Genomic DNA, 19181 nt, shown 5'->3' with positions numbered 1-19181 from the left:
CCCATTCTTCACCCACACACCGTCATTCCAGCGCAGGCTGGAATCCAGAATTTCGCAGGAATACGTCGGTGCTTCTGCATCACCGCGCCTGGATCCCGGCCTACGCCGGGATGACGGTGGTTTTGGTACAGACCGAGGCCATCCATGTCTGAGCAATTCGACTACATCATCGTCGGCGCCGGCTCCGCCGGCTGCGTGCTGGCCAACCGCCTGAGCGCCGACCCCGCCGTGCGCGTGTGCCTGCTCGAAGCCGGCGGCAGCGATGCCAGCCCACGGGTGCAAACCCCGGCCGGCACCATCACCTTGTACAAGAGCAAGGTCTTCAGCTGGAATTTCTTTTCCACGCCGCAGAAAGAACTCAACAACCGCCGCCTGCATACACCGCGAGGCAAAGCCCTGGGCGGTTCCAGTTCGATGAACAGCATGATCTACATCCGCGGCGATGCATCGGACTACGACCGCTGGGCCGAGCAAGGCTGTGTCGGCTGGAGCTGGGCGGACGTGCTGCCGCTATTCAAGAAATCCGAGCGTAACCTGCTGGGGCAGAACCCGGCGTTGCACGGCACCCTTGGCGAGCTGCTGGTGGACCGTGCGCGTGACCCCAACCCGCTGTCGGCGCTGTTTGTAAAAGCGGCCGGGCGTGTAGGCATCAAGGCCAATGACGACTTCAATGGCGGCGACTTGGAAGGCGCCGGCATCTACAACCTGACGCAAAAAGACGCCAAGCGACTGTCGGCCTACCGTGCCTTTGTGGCACCCGTAAGTGACCGACCGAACCTGAAGGTGCTGACCGGCTGCAACGTGCAATCGCTTGTCTTCGAAGGCACGCAGGTGCGCGGTTTGAACCTGCTTCAGGACGGCCAGCCGGTCACCTTGAACTGCAGCCGCGAAGTGATTTTGTGTGCCGGCGCCCTGGGTTCGCCGCAGATTCTGCTGAACTCCGGCATCGGCCCGCGTGCCGAGCTGGAAGCGGCCGGTGTGCCGGTGGTGTGTGACTTGCCGGGCGTCGGCAAAAACCTGCAAGACCACCTCGACGGCCTGGTTACCGTGCGCTCGGCCAGCCCGCTTACGCTCGGGTTTTCCTGGGGGTCGCTGGGCAGCATTCTGGCCTCGCCCTTCAAGTATCTACTGCAGAAAAAAGGCTGGCTGACCACCAACTACGTCGAAGCCGGCGGCTTTGCCCGTACACCGTTGGCAGGCGCATTGCCGGATGTGCAGTTTCACTTTGTGCCTGGTTACCGCAGCCACCGTGGGCGGCTGTTCGAGTGGGGGCATGGCTATGCCGTGCACACCTGCGTATTGCGGCCCAAGTCCATTGGTGAACTGCGCCTGAGCCCGCAACGGGAGTTGGAGATCGACTACAACTTTCTCGCCGATATGGACGACGCCAAGGTGCTGATCGAAGGACTGAAATTGGCGCGCAAAGTATTGGCCGACAGCAGCTTCGACGGTTTGCGCGGCAAGGAAATGCTGCCCGGCGCCCAGGTGCAGAGCGATGAACAACTGATGGCCTATATCCGCGAATACGCCGCCACCGTGTTCCACCCGGTGGGCACCTGCAAGATGGGCGTGGACGCCATGAGCGTGGTGACGCCGCAGCTGGACGTGATTGGCGTGCAAGGGCTGCGGGTGGCCGATGCCTCGATCATGCCGACGCTGATCAGCGGCAACACCAATGCGCCGTGCATCATGATTGGCGAGAAGGCGGCGCAGATGATTGTGGCGGGGAAGGTGACGAATCCCGCCACCCAACCCACCGTCGTCCCAGCGTAGGCTGGGACCCAGGCGCGGTGATGGCCGAATCACCGACGTTCTCCTGCAAAATTCTGGATCCCGGCCTGCGCCGGGACGACGGAGGTTTTGCTTGGAAGCTGGGTTAATCCAGCTTCACAACCGTGGTCATCATCATGATTGGAGAGAGAAGGCGGCGCAGAGGCGGGGAGGTTAACGAAGCTCGCCGCCCAAAACACGGTCGTCCCAGCGTAGGCTGGGACCCAGGCGCGGTGATGGCCGAATCACCGACGTTCTCCTGCGAAATTCTGGATCCCGGCCTGCGCCGGGACGACGGAGGTTTTGCTTGGAAGCTCGGTATAGCTTCACAACCGTGGTCATCATGATTGCGGAGAAGGCGGCGCAGGTGATTGTGGCGTGGAAGGTGACGAATCCCGCCACCCAACCCACCGTCGTCCCAGCGTAGGCTGGGACCCAGGCGCGGTGATGGCCGAATCACCGACGTTCTCCTGCAAAATTCTGGGTCCCGGCCTGCGCCGGGACGACGGAGGTTTTGCTTGGAAGCTTGGTATCCAGCTTCACAACGGTGGCCATCATCATGATTGCGGAGAAGGCGGCGCAGATGGTTGTGGCGTGGAAGGTAACGAAGCCCGCCACCCAACTCACCGTCGTCCCAGCGTAGGCTGGGACCCAGGCGCGGTGATGGCTGAATCACCGACGTTCTCCTGCGAAATTCTGGGTTCCCGCCTGCGCGAGAACGACGGCGGCTTGGCAGCTGGATTAATCCAGCTTCACAACCTTGGCCAGAATCACCTTCGGCCCTTTCATCTTCTTGATGATGATGCGCAGGCCTTCAACGTCGAGCACTTCTTCCTCTTCCGGCATGCGGTTGAGGGTTTCGTAGATCAGCCCGGCCAGGGTTTCGGCTTCGATATGGTCCAGGTCAACGCCCAGCAGGCGCTCGACTTTGAACAGCGGTGTGTCGCCGCGCACCAGCAGTTTGCCGGGCTGGTAGGCGAGGATGCCGCGCTCGGCCTTGCGGTGTTCGTCCTGAATATCGCCCACCAGGGCTTCCAGCACGTCTTCCATGGTGAGGTAGCCGATCACCTTGCCGTCGGCTTCTTCTACTAGGGCGAAGTGCGAGCCGCCTTTGCGGAATTCTTCCAGCAGGCTGGACAGCGGCATATGCCGGGTCACGCGCTCCACCGGCATCATCAGGTCGCTGATTTTCAGTGCCGAGGGCAGCATTTCCAGCAGCGACAGGTGCAGCAGCAAATCCTTGATATGCAGCACGCCGACGAATTCTTCGGTCTCTTCGTTGTACACCGGGTAGCGGCTGTATTTGTGGCGGCGGAACACGGTGAACACTTCGTGCAGCTCGGCATTCAGGTTCAGGTACACCAGGTCTTCACGGGAGTTGGCCCAGTCGACCACTTCCAGCTCGCCCATTTCCACGGCCGAAGCCAGTACGCGCATGTCCTGGTCGCTCGGGTCGCTGGCGCGGCTGGAGTGCAGGATCAGTTTCAGTTCGTCGCGGCTGTAGTGGTGCTCGTGGTGCGGGCCGGGTTCACCCTGACCGGCGATACGCAGAATGGCGTTGGCGCTGGCGTTGAGGATAAAGATGGCCGGGTACATGGCCCAGTAGAACAGGTACAGGGGCGCGGCCGTCCACAGCGACAGCAGTTCCGGCTGGCGAATCGCCCAGGATTTGGGGGCCAGCTCACCCACCACGATGTGCAGGTAGGAAATGATAAAGAACGCGGTGAAGAACGCGATGCCGTGCACCAGCTGCGGCGAGTCCACGCCCAGGCTGTGCAACAGCGGTGTCAGCAGTTCGGCGAACGCCGGCTCCCCCACCCAACCCAGGCCAAGCGATGCCAAGGTAATACCCAGTTGGCAGGCGGACAGGTAGGCGTCGAGCTGGTTGTGCACCGTGCGCAGGATATGGCCGCGCCAGCCGTTCTTGGCGGCGATGGCGTCCACACGGGTGGCGCGCAGTTTGACGATGGCGAATTCCGCTGCAACGAAGAAGCCGTTTAGCAGAACCAGCAGGAGTGCGAAGAGGATAAGGCCGAAGTCGGCGAAATACGTGGCGGCGTCGTAACTAGGAGAAGGGTCCATAGGGGTGGTTCAGAGTGTCCGGATTTATAGGTAAAGGGTGTCGATTAGGGGCCGGGCAACAGGCCCAGGCGAATCAGCAGACTAGCCGCTCGCGGCGCGCTTGCCCAGCGTCGAACAGTGCAGGTTTACCGTCTGACCACCTGCGCCGGCGCAAAGTGGCAAGTAAATGTGCTGCCCTTGCCCATTACGCTGCTGATATCCAGGCGTGCGCGGTGGCGCAGCAGCACGTGCTTGACGATGGCCAGCCCCAGCCCGGTGCCGCCGGTATTGGAGGCGCGGCTGGAGTCTACCCGGTAGAAGCGTTCGGTCAGGCGCGGCAGGTGCTTGGCGTCGATGCCGATGCCGCTGTCTTGCACCGAGAGGTGCGCGCCGTGCTCGTCGGCCCACCAGCGCACCCGGATTTCGCCGTTGTCGGGCGTGTACTTCACCGCGTTGAACACCAGGTTGGAGAACGCGCTGCGCAGCTCCGCTTCGCTGCCTTTGAGGCGAACGCTATTGTCGGCTTCCAGCGTGATGCGGTGGCGGTCGTTGGACAGCGCCTGGGCATCGCCCTTGATCGACAGCAGCAACAAATCGACCGACACCGGCTGGTTATCCGAGGGGTAGTCGGTGGCCTCGAGCTTGGCCAGCAGCAACAGATCGTTGAGCAGGTTCTGCATGCGCCCGCCTTGCTGCTGCATCTGTTGCAGCGCGCGCAGCCAGCGCGGGTTCACGTCGTCGACGTTATCGAGCAGGGTTTCCAGGTAGCCGGAGATCACGGTAAGCGGCGTGCGCAGTTCGTGGGAGACGTTGGCGATAAAGTCCTTACGCATCTGTTCCAGCTGATGCATGCGGGTGATATCGCGCACCAGCATCAGGTGTTCGCCATTGCCGTACTGCGTGATGTGGAACTGCAGGTGCATGCGATCGTTGACCGGCGAAATCAACTCCAGCGGCTCGGGGTGTGCGGGCAGTTCGAAATAGTCTTTGAAGCGCGGGTGGCGCACCAGGTTGGTCACCGGCTGGCCACTGTCTTGCGGGGTTTTCAGGCCCAGCAGGGTTTCGGCGGCGCGGTTCCACCATTCCAGATTGCCGTCACTGTCGAGCATGACCACGGCATCTCTCAGCGCGGCGGTGGATTCCTGCACGCGGTCAATTACCGCTTGCAGGCGCCCGCGCACACGTTGGTCGCGGCGTTGCAGGTGGTAGATGCTGTCGAATACCTCGCCCCACAGGCCATAGCCATCGGGCGGCGGCTGGTCGGTCTGGTGGTGCTTGAGCCAGTTGTGCAGACGCAGCAACTGAGCGAGGGTCCAGCCCAGGTAGGCACCCAGGCCCACCACCAGGCTCCAGGCATATTCACCACTGATCAGGCCCACCAGCAGGCAGCCGGCGATCAGCAGTAACAAGCGGCGGATAACTACGCCACGCCAGTCTTGATTCACTCTGGGTTTTTTCCCGAACTAGCTTTTGGTGGAGAAACGATACCCGGTGCCGCGCACGGTTTGTACCAGGTTCTCGTACACCTCGCCCAAGGCCTTGCGCAGGCGGCGGATATGCACGTCGACGGTACGTTCTTCTACGTACACGTTGCCGCCCCAGACCTGGTCCAGCAACTGGCCGCGGGTGTAGGCGCGTTCCTGGTGGGTCATGAAGAATTGCAGCAGGCGGTATTCGGTCGGGCCCATGTCGGCAGGCTTGCCGTCGATGGTGACGCGGTGGCTGATGGGGTCGAGCAGCAGGCCGCCGACTTCGATCGGGGTGTCGCTGTCGCCGGTGCCGGCGCGGCGCAGTACGGCTTTGAGGCGCGCTACCAGCTCGCGTGGCGAGAAGGGCTTGGTGATGTAGTCATCTGCGCCTACTTCCAGACCCTGGATCTTGTTGTCCTCTTCACCTTTGGCGGTGAGCATGATGATCGGGATATTCCCGGTCAGCTCGTCGCGCTTGAGGCGTCGGGCCAGTTCGATGCCGGAGGTGCCGGGCAGCATCCAGTCGAGCAGGATGAGGTCGGGCTTGCGATCGACAATGATGGCGTGGGCTTGCTGGGTATTTTCGGCTTCCAGGCACTCGTACCCAGCCATTTCCAGCGCAACAGCGATCATTTCGCGAATCGGCGCTTCGTCATCAACGATCAGGATGTTCTTGCCAACCATGGAGCCAACCTCGGGTCGTTTAATCTGTCTTGCGCCGCATTAGATAACGGAATTATTGCAGCTGTGTGACAGAACATTGCGCTACTTCCCGCGTTGCCACCCTGGTTCGCGACCGAAGGCCAATATCGCCATTGGCGATATCCGCCGCTACACCGACGCAATGCCTCAGCGAACCGCGAAGTCCAGCGCAATACCCAGCAGAATCGCCAACCCCGCCCAATGGTTGTGAAGGAACGCGGCCAGGCACACCTGCGGCTCGCGATGGCGGGTGCTCCAGAACTCCCAGGCAAAGCAGCCCGCGGCCACCAACAGGCCGAGCAGGAACCAGATGCCCATCGCAAAACGCGCACCGGCCAGGGCCAGGCAGAGCAGGGCGATGCCTTGCAGGGTAAGGATGATCACCCGGTCGGCGTCGCCAAAGAGGATGGCGGTGGATTTTACCCCGATCTTCAGATCGTCTTCGCGGTCGGCCATGGCGTAATACGTGTCGTAGCCGACGGTCCACACGATGTTGGCGAGAAACAGCAGCCAGGCGGCGGGCGGTACTTCACCGGTTTGCGCGGTAAAGGCCATCGGCATGCCCCAAGAAAAGGCCGCGCCCAGTACCACCTGCGGGTAGAAGGTAAAGCGCTTCATAAAGGGGTAGGTGGCGGCAATCGCCAGGGCGCCGAATGACATCAGGATGGTGGTGAGGTTGGTGAACAGCACCAGAATAAAACTCAGCGCCACCAGTACGGCGAACAGAATCAACGCCTCTTTCGGGCTGACCTTGCCGGTGGCCAGCGGCCGGCCCTTGGTGCGGGCCACGTGGCCGTCGAAGTTGCGGTCGGCGTAGTCGTTGATCACGCAGCCGGCCGAGCGCATCAGAATCACGCCGAGCACGAAGATCAGCAGATTGCCCAGTGACGGCACGCCCTTGGCGGCAATCCACAGTGCCCACAGCGTCGGCCACAACAGCAGGTAAATACCGATGGGGCGCTCCAGGCGCATCAACTGGATAAAGTCGAAGGCGCGCGGGTGAATGCGGTTGAGCGATTGCAGCAGGCGGATGTACATCGAGCGCGGTTCCTTCTGGCAGGAGGCGGGCTAGGCGAATGGGGCGATTATAGGGCGCCGGCGGCGGTCCACAGAGGCGGCAAAAATACTTCAGCCACCAGCACGCTCAAGCCATCGCGGCTAAAGCAGGAACGACGCGCCCACAGCTCGGCGGCGCTGACCTCGGTCGGCAGCCAGTGCTGTGGATAACGGCACACCTGCATCGAGCCACGGCTAAAGGCCTGGTCGCTGAACAGCAGTTCGCCCAGCGAGCGGCTGCCCAGTTCGTCCATATGCAGGTCGGAGTCGATCAACTGGCTGCGCGTTGCCACGCTGCGGGCAAATACCCAAGGCTGGCCATGGCCACGCAAAAACACTTCGCGCACCCAGCCGACGCTGCCTTCACGCACGTTCAGCGCCTGGCATTCGTCGCTGCGCAAGGTCTGCCAGCTTTCGTTAAGGGGCGTGACGCTGAAGGCGTCGTTGGACAGGGCGATGAGGCGGCGAGTCAGCGAGCCGTCATCGAACAACCAGTCGAGCAGCGTTTCAGACGGCGCGGGTTGCAGCTCGGCGGCGGTGAGCCAGGTAGCGGTATCGGCGAAAGAGGCGTGCGGCACGGCAAAGACATCGGCGGCGAACGGGGCGGCGAGCTTAGCATGTTTGGCCTTTTTGCCCGTGGCGCGCTAACGTCCGGACAGTTGATAACAACCTCCACGGAGCGCCCCATGATCACCGTTCACCACCTGAACAACTCGCGCTCGCAGCGCATTCTCTGGTTGCTGGAAGAAGTCGGCGCCGAGTACGAGATCAAGCGCTACCAGCGCGACCCCAAGACCATGCTGGCGCCGCCCGAGCTGCGCGCCGTGCACCCCTTGGGCAAATCGCCGGTGATCACCGATGGCGACCTGACCCTGGCTGAATCCGGCGCCATCATCGAATACCTCGCCGGCCGCTACGGCCCGCACCTGCTGCCCGCCGAGGGTTCGCCCGAACGCTTGCGCTGCACCTATTGGCTGCATTTTGCCGAAGGCTCGGCCATGCCGCCGCTGTTGCTCAAGCTGGTGTTCGATACGCTTGAGCGGGCGCCGATGCCGTTCTTTATCAAACCCATCGCCCGTGGCATCTCCAGCAAGATGAAGGGCACCTATATCAACCCGCAGCTGCGCCAGACCCTCGACTACCTTGAAGCTGAGCTGAACAAAAGCGAGTGGTTTGCCGGCGATACCTTCAGTGCTGCCGATATTCAGATGAGTTTTCCGTTGGAGGCCGCCGCCTCGCGCGCCGGCCTGGATGCCAGCCGGCCGAAGCTAAAGGCCTTTCTCGACCGTATCCATGCTCGTCCCGCTTATCAGCGGGCTTTGGAGCGCGGAGGTGAGTACGCTTACGCGTAAAGCACCCAGCTAAAGCACGGAAGTGCCGGAAGGTGCTTGATTACCAACGCTTCGATCAGTACAAAGCCGGGGGAGCCTGGCGGCATTTTCAATCATCGACCGCTGTGCCCAGTAGCCTGATGAGCAGCCTGAAGAATTGAGGTAGTAGCAAAATGAAAAAGTGGCAATGTGTGGTCTGTGGCCTGATTTACGACGAAAGCCTGGGTTGGCCGGATGAAGGCATCGCCGCCGGCACCCTCTGGCAAGACGTGCCGGAAGACTGGCTGTGCCCGGACTGCGGCGTTGGCAAGCTGGATTTCGAGATGATCGAAATCGCTTGATTCACGCGTAGGTATTTACCAACGGCGACCCTCGGGTCGCCGTTGTCGTTTCTGCATCCGGCCATACACGCCAAACCATGGGCTGGCTGACGCCTTGGGTTATTGGCCTTGCCAGGCAATTGCGGTAGGGTCGCTGGCACATTTGGCCCCCAGGGGTGAACCGTGATGCGCAAATGGCAATGTGTGGTGTGTGGCTTTATCTATGACGAAGCGCTGGGCTGGCCGGACGACGGCATCGCTCCCGGAACGCGCTGGGAAGATGTGCCGGAAGACTGGCTGTGCCCGGACTGCGGCGTCGGCAAACTGGATTTCGAGATGATCGAAATCGGCTGATTCAGCCATAAGTAATTCGCTAATTCCAATTCTTCGGCAGCGCTCTCTGGCGCCGGCCTCTGTACGTTTTCAGGAGTGAGTCATGTCTGCACCCGTGGTGATCATCGGCACCGGCCTGGCCGGTTACAACGTGGCCAAGGAGTTTCGCAAACTCGATGCCCAGACCCCGCTGCTGCTGATAACCGCCGACGACGGCCGCTCCTATTCCAAGCCGATGCTGTCCACCGGCTTTGGCAAGAACAAGGACGCCGATGGCCTGAGCATGGCCGAACCCGGCGCCATGGCCGACCAGCTCAAGGCCGAGATCCGCACCCATACCCGCATCACCGGCATCGATCCTGGCCACAAGCGTTTGTGGATCGGTGAAGAGGCGGTTGAGTACCGCGATCTGGTGCTGGCCTGGGGCGCTGAAACCATTCGGGTGCCGGTCGAAGGCGACGGCGCTGATGCGGTATTCCCGATCAATGATCTGGAGGATTACGCGCGTTTTCGTGCCGCCGCCAACGGCAAAAAGCGCGTGCTGGTGCTGGGTGCCGGCCTTATTGGCTGTGAATTTGCCAATGACCTCTCGGCCGGCGGCTACAGCGTCGAGTTGGTGGCGCCGTGCGAGCAGGTGATGCCGGGCTTGCTGCACCCGGCTGCTGCCGCTGCGGTACAGGCCGGTCTGGAGGGCTTGGGTGCGCGTTTCCACTTGGGGCCGGTATTGGCCAGCCTGCAACGCAGCGCTGATGGGTTGCAAGCGCACCTGTCCGACGGCGATGTGGTGAAGTGCGATGTGGTGGTGTCGGCGGTCGGCTTGCGCCCGCGCACCGATCTGGCCTCCGCCGCCGGCCTGACCATCAACCGCGGCGTGGTGGTGGACCGCCAGCTGCGTACCTCCCACGCCAATATCTTTGCCTTGGGCGACTGTGCTGAAGTCGATGGCCTCAACCTGCTCTACGTAATGCCGCTGATGACCTGCGCCCGCGCCCTGGCGCAAACCCTGGCCGGCAACCCGACCGCTGTCACCTATGGCGCCATGCCGGTGCAGGTTAAAACCCCGGCGTGCCCTGTGGTGGTCTCGCCGCCGCCGCGTGGCACCAATGGTGAATGGCAGGTAGAAGGCAGCGGCGCCGATATCAAGGCGCTGTGCCGCGATGCAGATGGCCGGCTGCTGGGCTACGCCCTCACCGGAACGGCCGTGCAGGATAAATTAGCGCTCAATAAGGAGCTTCCTGCGCTTTTGGCGTGAATGGCATCCGTTCTGTCGGATAAATCACGAAGTTGCCCGGTAAAACTGCTGCGCACGACTGGCGCGCCTCTCTGGAGCGTGCCATTCTCCCCCGGGTCTGCCGCAGCGCAGAGCTGTTGCGGCGCCTTATAGCGCTGCTGGTTGGCAGCACGGACACAAAAACAAAAAACCGTCTAAGGGGCTTTTTTATGCGTAAACCGGAACTAGCCGCGGCCATCGCGGAGCATGCTGATCTGACTAAAGATCAAGCCAATCGTGTACTCAACGCTGTGCTGGAAGAAATCACTTCCGCCCTGAACCGCAAGGACAGCGTAACGCTGGTGGGCTTCGGCACGTTCGTACAGCGTCACCGTGGTGCCCGTACCGGCAAAAACCCACAAACCGGCGAGCCGGTAAAAATCAAAGCCAGCAACACGGTTGCGTTCAAACCAGGTAAATCCCTGAAAGACGCCGTGAACTGAGCCGCGTACGCCCGGGGCTGAAATGGCTCCGGGCGCACAACTGCGCAACGTGTCGGACAATCCCGCCGTTCGCTGCACAATCGCTACAAATCCCCGCAAAAACCTAGCTAAAGACTGGCTGTAGTCCTCTCCATATCCCGCTACAATGCGCCGCTATCCAATCAGCCGTTCCCATTGTTAGGTGAGGCCAGCGCGCATGAAATTTCGTTTTCTCCTCTGGATGCTGGGCCGCATGATGGCCAAGGCCAGTCAGACCAATCCCCAGTTTCAGCAGCAACTCGAAGGCCGTGATCTGGTGTTCCAACTGCACACCCTCGACGGCAAGGTTGCTCGTCACTTCATCGTCAAAAACCAGCGCCTGACCAGCAAGCGTGGCACCGCCACCCAGCCGGACTTTGCCCTGGGCTTCAAAGATGCCGATTACGGGTTTGCCACCATGAACGCCAAGAACAAGCAGCTGGCGTTTATGCAGGGCATTCAGAACAAGGACATCCAGATTCAGGGCAACCCGGCACTGGTGATCTGGTTCCAGGGCCTGACCAAATACATCATGCCCAAGAAGAAAAAAGCCGCTGACAAGAAAGCTGCCTAGTTCGCGCTGCGTGGTGTGGCCGCTGGTGGCTGCACCGCGCTTCCGCTAGGCTGGGATGAGTCTTTTTGGAATCCCAGCCATGCGTCTTCCTCTCGTTGTTTCCCTGGTTTTTCTGACCTCGCAAGCGTTGGCCGAACCAAGCAAACCCGCCGCGTTTGAGCACGTCTTTGAACTCGCCGGCATTCGCCTGTTATGTGAGCAGAGCGGCCCGCTGATTCAGCAGGGCCTGGCCGAGGCTCAACAGAAGAAAGTGGCGAAGGCATTCAGCGCCGACGCCCTGTGCGCCGACCTGGGCAAACGGCTGGCGCCGAAGCTGACGGCCGAGCAGGTCGAGCAGGCCACCAAGGTGCTGGAAAGCCCCTTGGCCGAGCGCTTTACCGTGGCCGAGCGTGGCGTGGGTGAAGGCGACGGCGGCACGGGTTTGGCCACCTACCGTGAGCAACTGAGCAGTAAACCGCCGCGCGCCGACCGGATAGCGCTGGTGCGCCGTCTGGACAAGGCCGCGCACACCACCGAATTGGCTACATTGCTGCGTTACGAAGTGGGCAAGACCCAGGCCCTGCTGGCGCTGCGGGCCAAAGGGCAGGACCTCAGTGAAGAGAAACTGGCGAGCGCCACGGCCAAACAAGTGGAGCCGCTGCGCGACTCCAGCGCGAAGGCGGTGGAGTCTTTTATGCTCTACGCCTACCGGCAGATGCCCAGTGGCGAGTTGACCGACTATGCCGCGCTGTATGAACAGGCCCCGGTGAATCAGTTGCTGACGGCGGCGGTGAAGGAGTTGCCCGCCGTATTTGCCGATCGCCGCGCTGCTCTTAAATAGGTTTTGTAGGGTGTGCCGGTCCGCGTTCGGTCCGCGCACCACGCGCTTAGGGCTGATCGCAACGTTGCACACAGCACACCCTGCACCAGCAAAAGAAAAGGCGCCGTGAGGCGCCTTTTTAGTGCAACCAGCAATCAGGCGTGGAACTGCGACGCCAGTTCGCGCAGGGCCGTTTCTGCTTCCAGCACCTTGTTGATCGCGTCGTTGGCTTTCTCGCGGGAGATGCCGAGACGGTCGAACAGCGCTTGCGGAATCTCGGTCTGCGGGCCGGAGCCGATGCCACGGTTGCGCAGCAAGCGCACCGCCAGGCACACCAGATTTGGGTAGGCCGAATGGGCGCCTTCGTAGTCCGGGTCGTGCTGGAAACGCAGCGCGGTGGCCAGCTCGTCGGGCATGTCCCAGAAGCGCATCAGCCACGAACCGATTTGCTCGCGGGTGATACCCAGCAGGTGCTGCTCGATATAGCTGTGGTCCAGGTGCGGATTCACTTCCAGGTGGCGGCAGATCAGGGAGAAGTGCGGTGGGAACACATGAGCCAGCACCAGATAACCGAAGTTGTGCAGCAGCCCGGCGAGGTACGTCAGGCCGGCTTCCGGACGCTGCGCGCGCGGCATGGCGCGGGTCAGGCCTTCGATCACGGCGGCGGTGTAGATCGCCTGGTGCCAGTACGGAGTGGCCTGTTGCGGTTGGTCTTTGGGCAGGGCCAGGGTTTTACCCAGCGCCAGGCCCAGGGCCAGGTTGATCACCAAGTCGAAGCCCAGTACCCGCACGATGGCGTCTTCTACCGAGCGGATCTTGCCGGGCGCGGCGTAGTACGGCGATGCCGCCCAGCTCACCACTTGTGCGGCCAGGGCCGGGTCGGTTTCCACCACGCCGGTGATGTCATCGACGGTGGCATCGGGGTCGACGCGCAGTTTGATGATCTTCTGCGCAGTTTCCGGCAGCGGCGGGATTTCGATGGTTTCTTCCAGGCGCTGCTGAATGCGGCGCGCGGTGAACGCTTGCACGGCCTGGGTGATTTCCGCGCGGTCGTCATCCGGGCGATCGAGGTTCGGGCGAATGCCGCTCAGCGGCTCGCCAAAGCGTGCAGCGCTGGCTTTGCCGAGCAGGGTTTTGTACGCATCACGGGGGATTTCCAACAACACGCCGGCCTGGCCGGATTCGATCACCAGGGTCGGCGCCAACAGCAGTTGTTCGTCATACAGGCACGGCGAGCTGGTCAACGGTGGCAAAGCCGGCAGCAGGGTGAGGCTGTGCTTGGCGAGCATGCGTTCCTGGCGTTCGGGTTTTACCGCAGCGAGTTTGCGGCCGGTCAGTTCGGCGAGGCGGTTGAGGTCCAGCAGTTGGCTGTGGGGGTAGAGCACCAGCAGGGCGCCGATGGCGTCATCCAGCAGTACGGCCTGTACGCGCTGGGCCAGGGCCAACTTGGGTTGTTCGTAGCAAACCTGGTAGGGAACGCTGAGCTTGTCGAGTAACTGCAGAATCACCGTCGGCGGTTGTGGCGAGGTATCGGTGGCGAGGGCTACTTCCGTCATGAGCGTGCGTCCGGTGCGAAGGTTTGGCCCGAGTATAACCAGCCGGCATTATGACTGACCGGTCACCCGACGGGCGTTTGTGAGGCGCGTCACACTTGTCCGTATTGCTGGCCGTGGCGCAGCCAGCGCTCGAGCAACGGGCTTACATGCTGAGGCCAGCGCGCCAGCAGCGCCTGCGCCGCATCACGCACAGCGGGCAACAGGTCGGCGTCGCGCATGAGGTCTGCCACCTTGAATTGCAGCAAGCCGGTTTGCCGGGTGCCGAGCATCTCACCTGGGCCGCGTAGCTCCAGATCTTTTTCGGCAATTACAAAGCCATCGCTGGTCTCGCGCATGATGCCCAGGCGTTCACGGCCTAGCTGCGACAGCGGCGGGTGATAGAGCAGCACGCAATGGCTGGCGGCGCTGCCTCGGCCCACGCGGCCGCGCAGTTGGTGCAATTGCGCCAGGCCCAGGCGCTCGGGGTTTTCGATAATCATCAGGCTGGAGTTGGGCACGTCGACGCCTACTTCGATCACCGTGGTCGCCACCAGCAACTGCAGCGCGCCTTCCTTGAATTGCTGCATCACCGCGGCTTTTTCCGCTGGCTTCATACGGCCATGAATCAAGCCAACGTTAAGCCCGCCCAGCGCCGCCGACAGGTCTTCGTAAGTGGTTTCGGCGGCCTGGCAGGTGAGTTCTTCAGACTCTTCAATCAGCGTGCACACCCAGTACGCCTGCCGACCTTCATGGCAGGCCGAGCGTACGCGCTCGATTACTTCGAAGCGGCGGCTGTCGGCCACCAGCACGGTGTTCACCGGCGTCCGGCCGGGCGGCAGTTCGTCGAGGATCGAGGTGTCCAGGTCGGCGTAGGCGCTCATGGCCAGGGTGCGTGGAATCGGCGTAGCGGTCATGATCAACTGGTGCGGGCACATGCGGCCTTCCACGCCTTTCTTGCGCAGCGCCAGGCGCTGTTGCACGCCGAAGCGGTGCTGTTCGTCGATCACCACCAAGGCCAGGCGTTTGAACTGCACTTCATCCTGAAACAACGCATGGGTGCCCACCACCATCGGCGCGCCGCCGGCGATCTGCTCCAGCGCGGCGGTGCGCGCCTTGCCTTTGAGTTTGCCGGCCAGCCAGGCGACATCGAACCCCAGCGGCTCAAGCCAGCGCTTGAAGTTGATGAAGTGCTGCTCGGCGAGAATCTCGGTGGGCGCCATCAGTGCCACCTGATAACCCGCTTCCAACGCCTGTAACGCAGCCAGCGCGGCAACCACGGTTTTGCCCGCCCCCACATCGCCCTGTACCAGGCGCAGCATCGGCTCGGGCTGGCTGAGGTCATAGGCGATTTCAGCACCCACGCGTTGCTGCGCGCCAGTGGGGGCGAAGCCTAAGTTCTTCAGAAATTTGGCCGGCAGCTTTTTAGCCTTCGGCAGTTGTGGCGCTTCTTGCGCGCGCAGGCTTTCGCGCAGGCGTTGCAACGAGAGCTGGTGGGTGAGCAGCTCTTCAAAGGCCAGACGGTGCTGAGCCCAGTGACGGCCTTCGGCGAGTTCTTCCAGGTCGGCATCGGGCGGCGGCCGGTGCAGGTAGCGGATGGCTTCGTCCAGCGGGCTCAAGTGGTAGTCGCGGGCCAATTCTTCCGGCAGCCAGTCGGGCAGGCTGTGGGGGCCGAGGCGGGCCAGGGCCTGTTCGCTGAGTTGGCGCAGGCGCTGCTGGGTGAGGCCTTCGGTGGTCGGGTAGATCGGCGTCAGGGTTTGTTCGATGCCGCCCTCGCTATCGGCCGTCAGCGCGCGGTATTCAGGATGATAGATTTCCAGGCCCGAAGCGCCGGGGCGCGCTTCGCCGTAGCAGCGCAATTGCGTGCCGCGTTTAAGGCCGTCTTTCTGCGCCTGGCTGAAGTGGTAAAAGCGCAGGCTCAGCGTGCCGCTGCCGTCCTGCAGGCGCACTAGCAGGCTGCGGCGCTTGCCCATCAGCACGTCGGCGCCGGCCACCACGCCTTCAACCACGGCATCCTGGCCTGGGCGCAAGGCGCCGATGGGCACCACGCGGGTACGGTCCTGGTAGCGCAGCGGAAGGTGGAACAGCACATCCTGGAGGTTTTCCAGGCCCACGCGCGCGAGCTTTTCTTCCAGCGCCGCGCCCACGCCTTTGAGCGCGGTCACCGGCACCGCCGCCAATTCAGTCATGCGCTACGCCTTAAGCGATTTGGGGCAGCGGATTGGCCACCGAGCAAAGGCGGATGGAGTCGGCCAACACATCGATGGCTTTGGGGCGTGGAAAGCTGGCGCGCCAGGCGATGGCCACGGTACGGAACGGCACTGGCGGGGTGAGCGGGCGCACTTCAAAGACGCCGGGGGCGTAGTGATGGCTGTCCACGGCCGAGAACGGCAGGATGGAAATGCCCATGCCGGAGGCGACCATATGGCGGATGGTTTCCAGCGAGCTGGATTCCACCGTGGTGTGCTTGGCGTGATCGTCGCCGCCCTTGCGCAGGGTGGGGCAGGCTTCCAGCACCTGGTCGCGGAAGCAGTGGCCTTCACCGAGCAGCAGCAGGCTCTTGTCGTTGAGCAGTTCGGCGTCGATGGTTTTCTTGGCCGTCCAGGCATGGCCAGATGGCAGCAACACGTAGAACGGCTCGTCGTACAGGACCTTGGTGAGCACGTCGGCTTCCTGGAACGGCAGGGCGATGATGATCGCGTCGAGCTCGCCGTTACGCAGTTTGTCGCGCAGCACGTGGGTGAAGTTCTCTTCGATATATAGCGGCATCTGCGGCGCCACGCGGTGCAGCTGCGGAATCAGATGGGGGAACAGGTACGGGCCGACGGTATAGATGGCGCCGACCTTGAGCGGGGCGGCCAGCTGGTTTTTGCCAGCCTGGGCCAGTTCGCGAATGCCCTGGGCCTGCTCCAGCACCTTTTGCGCCTGGGTGACGATGCCTTCGCCCACCGGCGTAAGACGTACCGCGCTTTTGCTGCGCTCGAAAATCAGTATGCCCAGCTCGTCTTCAAGCTTTTTCACGCCGACCGACAGGGTGGGCTGGCTGACATGGCAACGCTCGGCCGCCCGCCCGAAATGCTGCTCTTGTGCCAGGGTGACGATGTAGCGCAGTTCGGTGAGGGTCATAGTGTTATTCCATTGATTTGCGCCAAAGCATAGCGGTTGTATTCAATGGAACCAACCCGCAGTGCATGACTGCGGGCTTGGTTACAGACCGACAGGGCTCGGCTGTCGGTACGACGTTACTGTTTGAGCGTGAAGTTGAGCGGGTAGGTGATCGAAATCTGCCCACCTACCAGCAACGTTTCAGGCGGTGCCGGCACTGGGCTGGTACGGCGGATCTGGCGCAACACATCACTGTTGAAGGCCGCGCGGGCGGTGGATTCGGTGATAGTGGCGTCCAGAATCTTGCCTTTGCCATCCACCACAAACGTCGCGACCACTTGAACGACGCCCGTGCGGCTGCGGCGCTCGTTTTGCGGGTAGTGCAGTTTGGGGTCCATGTGCGCCTTGACCTTGCCCAGCCAGTTGGCTTTTTCGTCGGCCTGCGCGCCCGGGTTGCCTGGCGGCAGCGGGGCTGCTTTGGCCTCTGGTGGTGCAGGGCTCGGCGGAGCCGGTGGCGCGGGCTGAGTGGCTTGTTCAACCGGTTTTTCAAGCGGTTTGGGCGGCTCGACCGGCTTGGGTTTCGGCTTGGGCTTGGGCTTGGGTTTGGGTTTTTCCAGTACCAGCTCAGGCTTGGGCGCAATCACCACTTCCGGTTCCGGCTCGGGCTGAGGCTCGACGATTTGTGCGGGCGCAGGCGGCGGCTGCACCACCTCCGGCATCGGCGGCAATTCGATCATCATCGCCGGCGGCGGCATTTCTACCGGGATCGCCTCGGCATGCCAGTACAGGGCCCACAGGCCGATACCGATATGCAGGGCGAGCACCAGCAGCCAACTTACCGTCCACCGCGACGCTTTACGCAGCGTTAGGGTCATTTCTGCCCGACCGCCTCAAGGCCCACGAGGCCCACTTTGAGGTAACCGGCTGAACGCAGGCTGTTCATGGCCTCCATCAGATCGGCGTAGTCCACACCTTTGTCGGCGCGGAAGAAGATCGTGGTGTCCTTCTTGCCTTTGGTCTGTTGGTCCAGGGCCTGGCCCAGCTGCTCTTTGGTGACCTGCTGGTCGCCCAGGTAGAGGCTCTTGTCCTCTTTGACGGTCAGGTACACCGGCTTGTCGGGGCGGCGCTGGGGCTCGGCGCTGGAGGCCGGCAGGTCGACTTTGATGTCTACCGTGGCGAGCGGTGCGGCCACCATAAAGATGATCAGCAGCACGAGCATCACGTCGATAAAGGGCGTTACGTTGATCTCGTGGGATTCGACCAGATCATCGCCGCCGTCGTTGAGGTGCAGGCCCATGTCAGCTCACTTTAACGGCGTGTGGCTGGCTGCGTTCAGCCGGCAGGTGGTCCAGATCGCGGCTGACCAGCAGCAGCACCTGAGCCGAGGCGTCCGCCACCTGGGCTTTGTAGCCGGTGATGGAACGGGCGAAGACGTTGTAGATAACCACCGCAGGAATGGCTGCAACCAGGCCCATGGCCGTGGCCAGCAGGGCTTCGGCGATACCGGGGGCGACCACGGCCAGGTTGGTGGTCTGCGATTTGGCGATGCCGATAAAGCTGTTCATGATGCCCCACACGGTACCGAACAGGCCGAAGAAGGGCGCAGTGGAACCGATGGTGGCGAGTACGCCGGTGCCCTGGCTCATTTCACGACCACAAGCGGCGACCAGGCGCTCCAGGCGGAAGCTGACGCGCTCCTTGATGCCTTCTTTCTCGCGGGTGTTGGCCGACAGGCGCATTTCTTCGAGCGCGTCGTGTACCAACACATGGGACAGACTGCCTTCTTTGGTGGCTTTGTCCGAGGCTTCCTTCAGCGAGCGGCTCTGTTTCAGCAGGGCCAGTTCAGCGCGCAGGCGGCGTTTGGCACCGAGCAGCTCCAGGCCTTTGGCGATCCAGATGGTCCAGGTAATGACCGAGGCCAGCGCCAGACCGATCATCACTGCTTTTACGATATGGTCGGCGTTCTGGTACATGCCCCAGGGCGACAGGTCGCTGGCAAAGTTTTCCTGGTCTTCGGCGATCAGGTCATTGGCTTTTTGCAAGGTGTCCAGGGCCTGTGCCACTTCTTCGGGCGAGGCGCCATTGGCTTCGAGGGTTTCTTTGGTCGCCGTGCTGATCTGCTCAGGGGTGGCGTCCGGGCCCAGGGCGGCGATTTTTTCGCGCAGGGCGGCAGCGGCCGGGGTTTCGCCTTGCGGGGCTGGCACGGCGCCGGTGGCATCTGCCGGTGCAGGCGCGGTGGCGGCCGGCGCGGCGGCTGGAGCGGTGGTTTCTTCAGCGAAGCTGCTGGCGGGCAACATCAAGCTGAGCAGCAGTGCGCCGCAAGCGAGCAGAGCGCGAGGCTGCAGAAGGGAGGGCTGAGCGCGGTAGGCGTTGAAATTCATGCTGGCCGGACCTGAGA

19 protein-coding genes are annotated in these 19181 nt (G+C 62.5%); 8 read left to right on the top strand and 11 right to left on the bottom strand.

Annotation, left to right across the window (positions count from 1 at the left end):
• The first annotated feature begins 144 nt into the window (after positions 1–144).
• The gene (locus PKE98_RS01110; protein WP_271193375.1) at positions 145–1773 is read left to right on the top strand and encodes a GMC family oxidoreductase; all 1629 of its coding nucleotides are present in this window, start codon (positions 145–147) and stop codon (positions 1771–1773) included.
• 738 nt (positions 1774–2511) lie between these two features.
• Here PKE98_RS01110 and PKE98_RS01105 read toward each other — a convergent pair.
• The 5 genes from PKE98_RS01105 to PKE98_RS01085 all read right to left on the bottom strand — a co-directional run bounded on the left by PKE98_RS01105 (position 2512) and on the right by PKE98_RS01085 (position 7636).
• Entirely contained in the window at positions 2512–3852 is a 1341-nt protein-coding gene (locus tag PKE98_RS01105; RefSeq protein WP_271193374.1) for a hemolysin family protein, read from the bottom strand.
• Positions 3853–3977: 125 nt separating this feature from the next.
• Positions 3978–5276, bottom strand: a complete 1299-nt coding sequence (gene phoR, locus PKE98_RS01100; protein WP_271193373.1) for a phosphate regulon sensor histidine kinase PhoR — start codon at positions 5274–5276, stop codon at positions 3978–3980.
• A gap of 18 nt (positions 5277–5294) precedes the next feature.
• Entirely contained in the window at positions 5295–5984 is a 690-nt protein-coding gene (gene phoB / locus PKE98_RS01095) for a phosphate regulon transcriptional regulator PhoB (protein WP_108095202.1), read from the bottom strand.
• Positions 5985–6149: 165 nt separating this feature from the next.
• Positions 6150–7040, bottom strand: a complete 891-nt coding sequence (gene ubiA, locus PKE98_RS01090; RefSeq protein WP_271193372.1) for a 4-hydroxybenzoate octaprenyltransferase — start codon at positions 7038–7040, stop codon at positions 6150–6152.
• Positions 7041–7087: 47 nt separating this feature from the next.
• Positions 7088–7636 (bottom strand): chorismate--pyruvate lyase family protein, encoded by a 549-nt coding sequence (locus PKE98_RS01085; RefSeq protein WP_271193371.1) that lies wholly within the window; start codon positions 7634–7636, stop codon positions 7088–7090.
• Positions 7637–7744: 108 nt separating this feature from the next.
• Here PKE98_RS01085 and PKE98_RS01080 point away from each other — a divergent pair, with 108 nt between their 5' ends.
• The 7 genes from PKE98_RS01080 to PKE98_RS01050 all read left to right on the top strand — a co-directional run bounded on the left by PKE98_RS01080 (position 7745) and on the right by PKE98_RS01050 (position 12167).
• Positions 7745–8410, top strand: a complete 666-nt coding sequence (locus tag PKE98_RS01080) for a glutathione S-transferase family protein (RefSeq protein ID WP_271193370.1) — start codon at positions 7745–7747, stop codon at positions 8408–8410.
• A gap of 152 nt (positions 8411–8562) precedes the next feature.
• Complete coding sequence (locus PKE98_RS01075) at positions 8563–8730, top strand: rubredoxin (RefSeq protein ID WP_108095207.1); 168 nt, start codon at positions 8563–8565, stop codon at positions 8728–8730.
• A 165-nt stretch (positions 8731–8895) separates the two neighbouring features.
• Positions 8896–9063, top strand: a complete 168-nt coding sequence (locus tag PKE98_RS01070) for a rubredoxin (protein WP_271193369.1) — start codon at positions 8896–8898, stop codon at positions 9061–9063.
• 82 nt (positions 9064–9145) lie between these two features.
• On the top strand, positions 9146–10294 hold the full coding sequence (locus tag PKE98_RS01065; protein ID WP_271193368.1) for an NAD(P)/FAD-dependent oxidoreductase: 1149 nt from the start codon (positions 9146–9148) through the stop codon (positions 10292–10294).
• A gap of 188 nt (positions 10295–10482) precedes the next feature.
• Positions 10483–10755, top strand: a complete 273-nt coding sequence (locus PKE98_RS01060; protein WP_108095210.1) for an HU family DNA-binding protein — start codon at positions 10483–10485, stop codon at positions 10753–10755.
• Positions 10756–10951: 196 nt separating this feature from the next.
• Entirely contained in the window at positions 10952–11347 is a 396-nt protein-coding gene (locus tag PKE98_RS01055) for an SCP2 sterol-binding domain-containing protein (RefSeq protein ID WP_271193367.1), read from the top strand.
• A gap of 79 nt (positions 11348–11426) precedes the next feature.
• Positions 11427–12167 carry a hypothetical protein gene (locus PKE98_RS01050; RefSeq protein WP_271193366.1) on the top strand — a complete coding sequence of 247 codons (741 nt, stop codon included), beginning with the start codon at positions 11427–11429 and terminating at the stop codon, positions 12165–12167.
• Between the two features lie 134 nt (positions 12168–12301).
• Here PKE98_RS01050 and PKE98_RS01045 read toward each other — a convergent pair whose 3' ends face one another.
• The 6 genes from PKE98_RS01045 to exbB all read right to left on the bottom strand — a co-directional run bounded on the left by PKE98_RS01045 (position 12302) and on the right by exbB (position 19164).
• The gene (locus tag PKE98_RS01045) at positions 12302–13702 is read right to left on the bottom strand and encodes an aminoacyl-tRNA deacylase and HDOD domain-containing protein (RefSeq protein ID WP_271193365.1); all 1401 of its coding nucleotides are present in this window, start codon (positions 13700–13702) and stop codon (positions 12302–12304) included.
• 89 nt (positions 13703–13791) lie between these two features.
• Positions 13792–15867 (bottom strand): ATP-dependent DNA helicase RecG, encoded by a 2076-nt coding sequence (gene recG, locus PKE98_RS01040; protein ID WP_271193364.1) that lies wholly within the window; start codon positions 15865–15867, stop codon positions 13792–13794.
• A 10-nt stretch (positions 15868–15877) separates the two neighbouring features.
• Positions 15878–16804, bottom strand: a complete 927-nt coding sequence (locus tag PKE98_RS01035) for a hydrogen peroxide-inducible genes activator (RefSeq protein WP_271193363.1) — start codon at positions 16802–16804, stop codon at positions 15878–15880.
• Between the two features lie 116 nt (positions 16805–16920).
• Complete coding sequence (locus PKE98_RS01030) at positions 16921–17658, bottom strand: energy transducer TonB family protein (RefSeq protein ID WP_271193362.1); 738 nt, start codon at positions 17656–17658, stop codon at positions 16921–16923.
• Complete coding sequence (gene exbD, locus PKE98_RS01025) at positions 17655–18080, bottom strand: TonB system transport protein ExbD (RefSeq protein WP_271193361.1); 426 nt, start codon at positions 18078–18080, stop codon at positions 17655–17657. Before exbD ends, PKE98_RS01030 begins: the two co-directional genes overlap by 4 nt.
• 1 nt (position 18081) lies before the next feature.
• Positions 18082–19164, bottom strand: coding sequence for a tonB-system energizer ExbB (gene exbB / locus PKE98_RS01020; protein ID WP_271193360.1), 1083 nt, complete (start codon positions 19162–19164; stop codon positions 18082–18084).
• Positions 19165–19181 lie beyond the last annotated feature (17 nt).

It is taken from the genome of Pseudomonas turukhanskensis (assembly GCF_027922365.1).
GTDB lineage: Bacteria > Pseudomonadota > Gammaproteobacteria > Pseudomonadales > Pseudomonadaceae > Aquipseudomonas > Aquipseudomonas turukhanskensis.
The sequence above is the reverse complement of the archived record's forward strand: the minus strand, read 5'-3'. Positions and strand labels throughout refer to the sequence as shown.

Coding starts and splice junctions, on each gene's coding strand:
- PKE98_RS01110 (WP_271193375.1), top strand. CDS start 145: ATGTCTGAGCAATTCGACTACATCATCGTCGGCGCCGGCTCCGCCGGC.
- PKE98_RS01105 (WP_271193374.1), bottom strand. CDS start 3,852: ATGGACCCTTCTCCTAGTTACGACGCCGCCACGTATTTCGCCGACTTC.
- phoB (WP_108095202.1), bottom strand. CDS start 5,984: ATGGTTGGCAAGAACATCCTGATCGTTGATGACGAAGCGCCGATTCGC.
- ubiA (WP_271193372.1), bottom strand. CDS start 7,040: ATGTACATCCGCCTGCTGCAATCGCTCAACCGCATTCACCCGCGCGCC.
- PKE98_RS01080 (WP_271193370.1), top strand. CDS start 7,745: ATGATCACCGTTCACCACCTGAACAACTCGCGCTCGCAGCGCATTCTC.
- PKE98_RS01075 (WP_108095207.1), top strand. CDS start 8,563: ATGAAAAAGTGGCAATGTGTGGTCTGTGGCCTGATTTACGACGAAAGC.
- PKE98_RS01070 (WP_271193369.1), top strand. CDS start 8,896: ATGCGCAAATGGCAATGTGTGGTGTGTGGCTTTATCTATGACGAAGCG.
- PKE98_RS01065 (WP_271193368.1), top strand. CDS start 9,146: ATGTCTGCACCCGTGGTGATCATCGGCACCGGCCTGGCCGGTTACAAC.
- PKE98_RS01060 (WP_108095210.1), top strand. CDS start 10,483: ATGCGTAAACCGGAACTAGCCGCGGCCATCGCGGAGCATGCTGATCTG.
- PKE98_RS01055 (WP_271193367.1), top strand. CDS start 10,952: ATGAAATTTCGTTTTCTCCTCTGGATGCTGGGCCGCATGATGGCCAAG.
- PKE98_RS01050 (WP_271193366.1), top strand. CDS start 11,427: ATGCGTCTTCCTCTCGTTGTTTCCCTGGTTTTTCTGACCTCGCAAGCG.
- PKE98_RS01045 (WP_271193365.1), bottom strand. CDS start 13,702: ATGACGGAAGTAGCCCTCGCCACCGATACCTCGCCACAACCGCCGACG.
- recG (WP_271193364.1), bottom strand. CDS start 15,867: ATGACTGAATTGGCGGCGGTGCCGGTGACCGCGCTCAAAGGCGTGGGC.
- PKE98_RS01035 (WP_271193363.1), bottom strand. CDS start 16,804: ATGACCCTCACCGAACTGCGCTACATCGTCACCCTGGCACAAGAGCAG.
- PKE98_RS01030 (WP_271193362.1), bottom strand. CDS start 17,658: ATGACCCTAACGCTGCGTAAAGCGTCGCGGTGGACGGTAAGTTGGCTG.
- exbD (WP_271193361.1), bottom strand. CDS start 18,080: ATGGGCCTGCACCTCAACGACGGCGGCGATGATCTGGTCGAATCCCAC.
- exbB (WP_271193360.1), bottom strand. CDS start 19,164: ATGAATTTCAACGCCTACCGCGCTCAGCCCTCCCTTCTGCAGCCTCGC.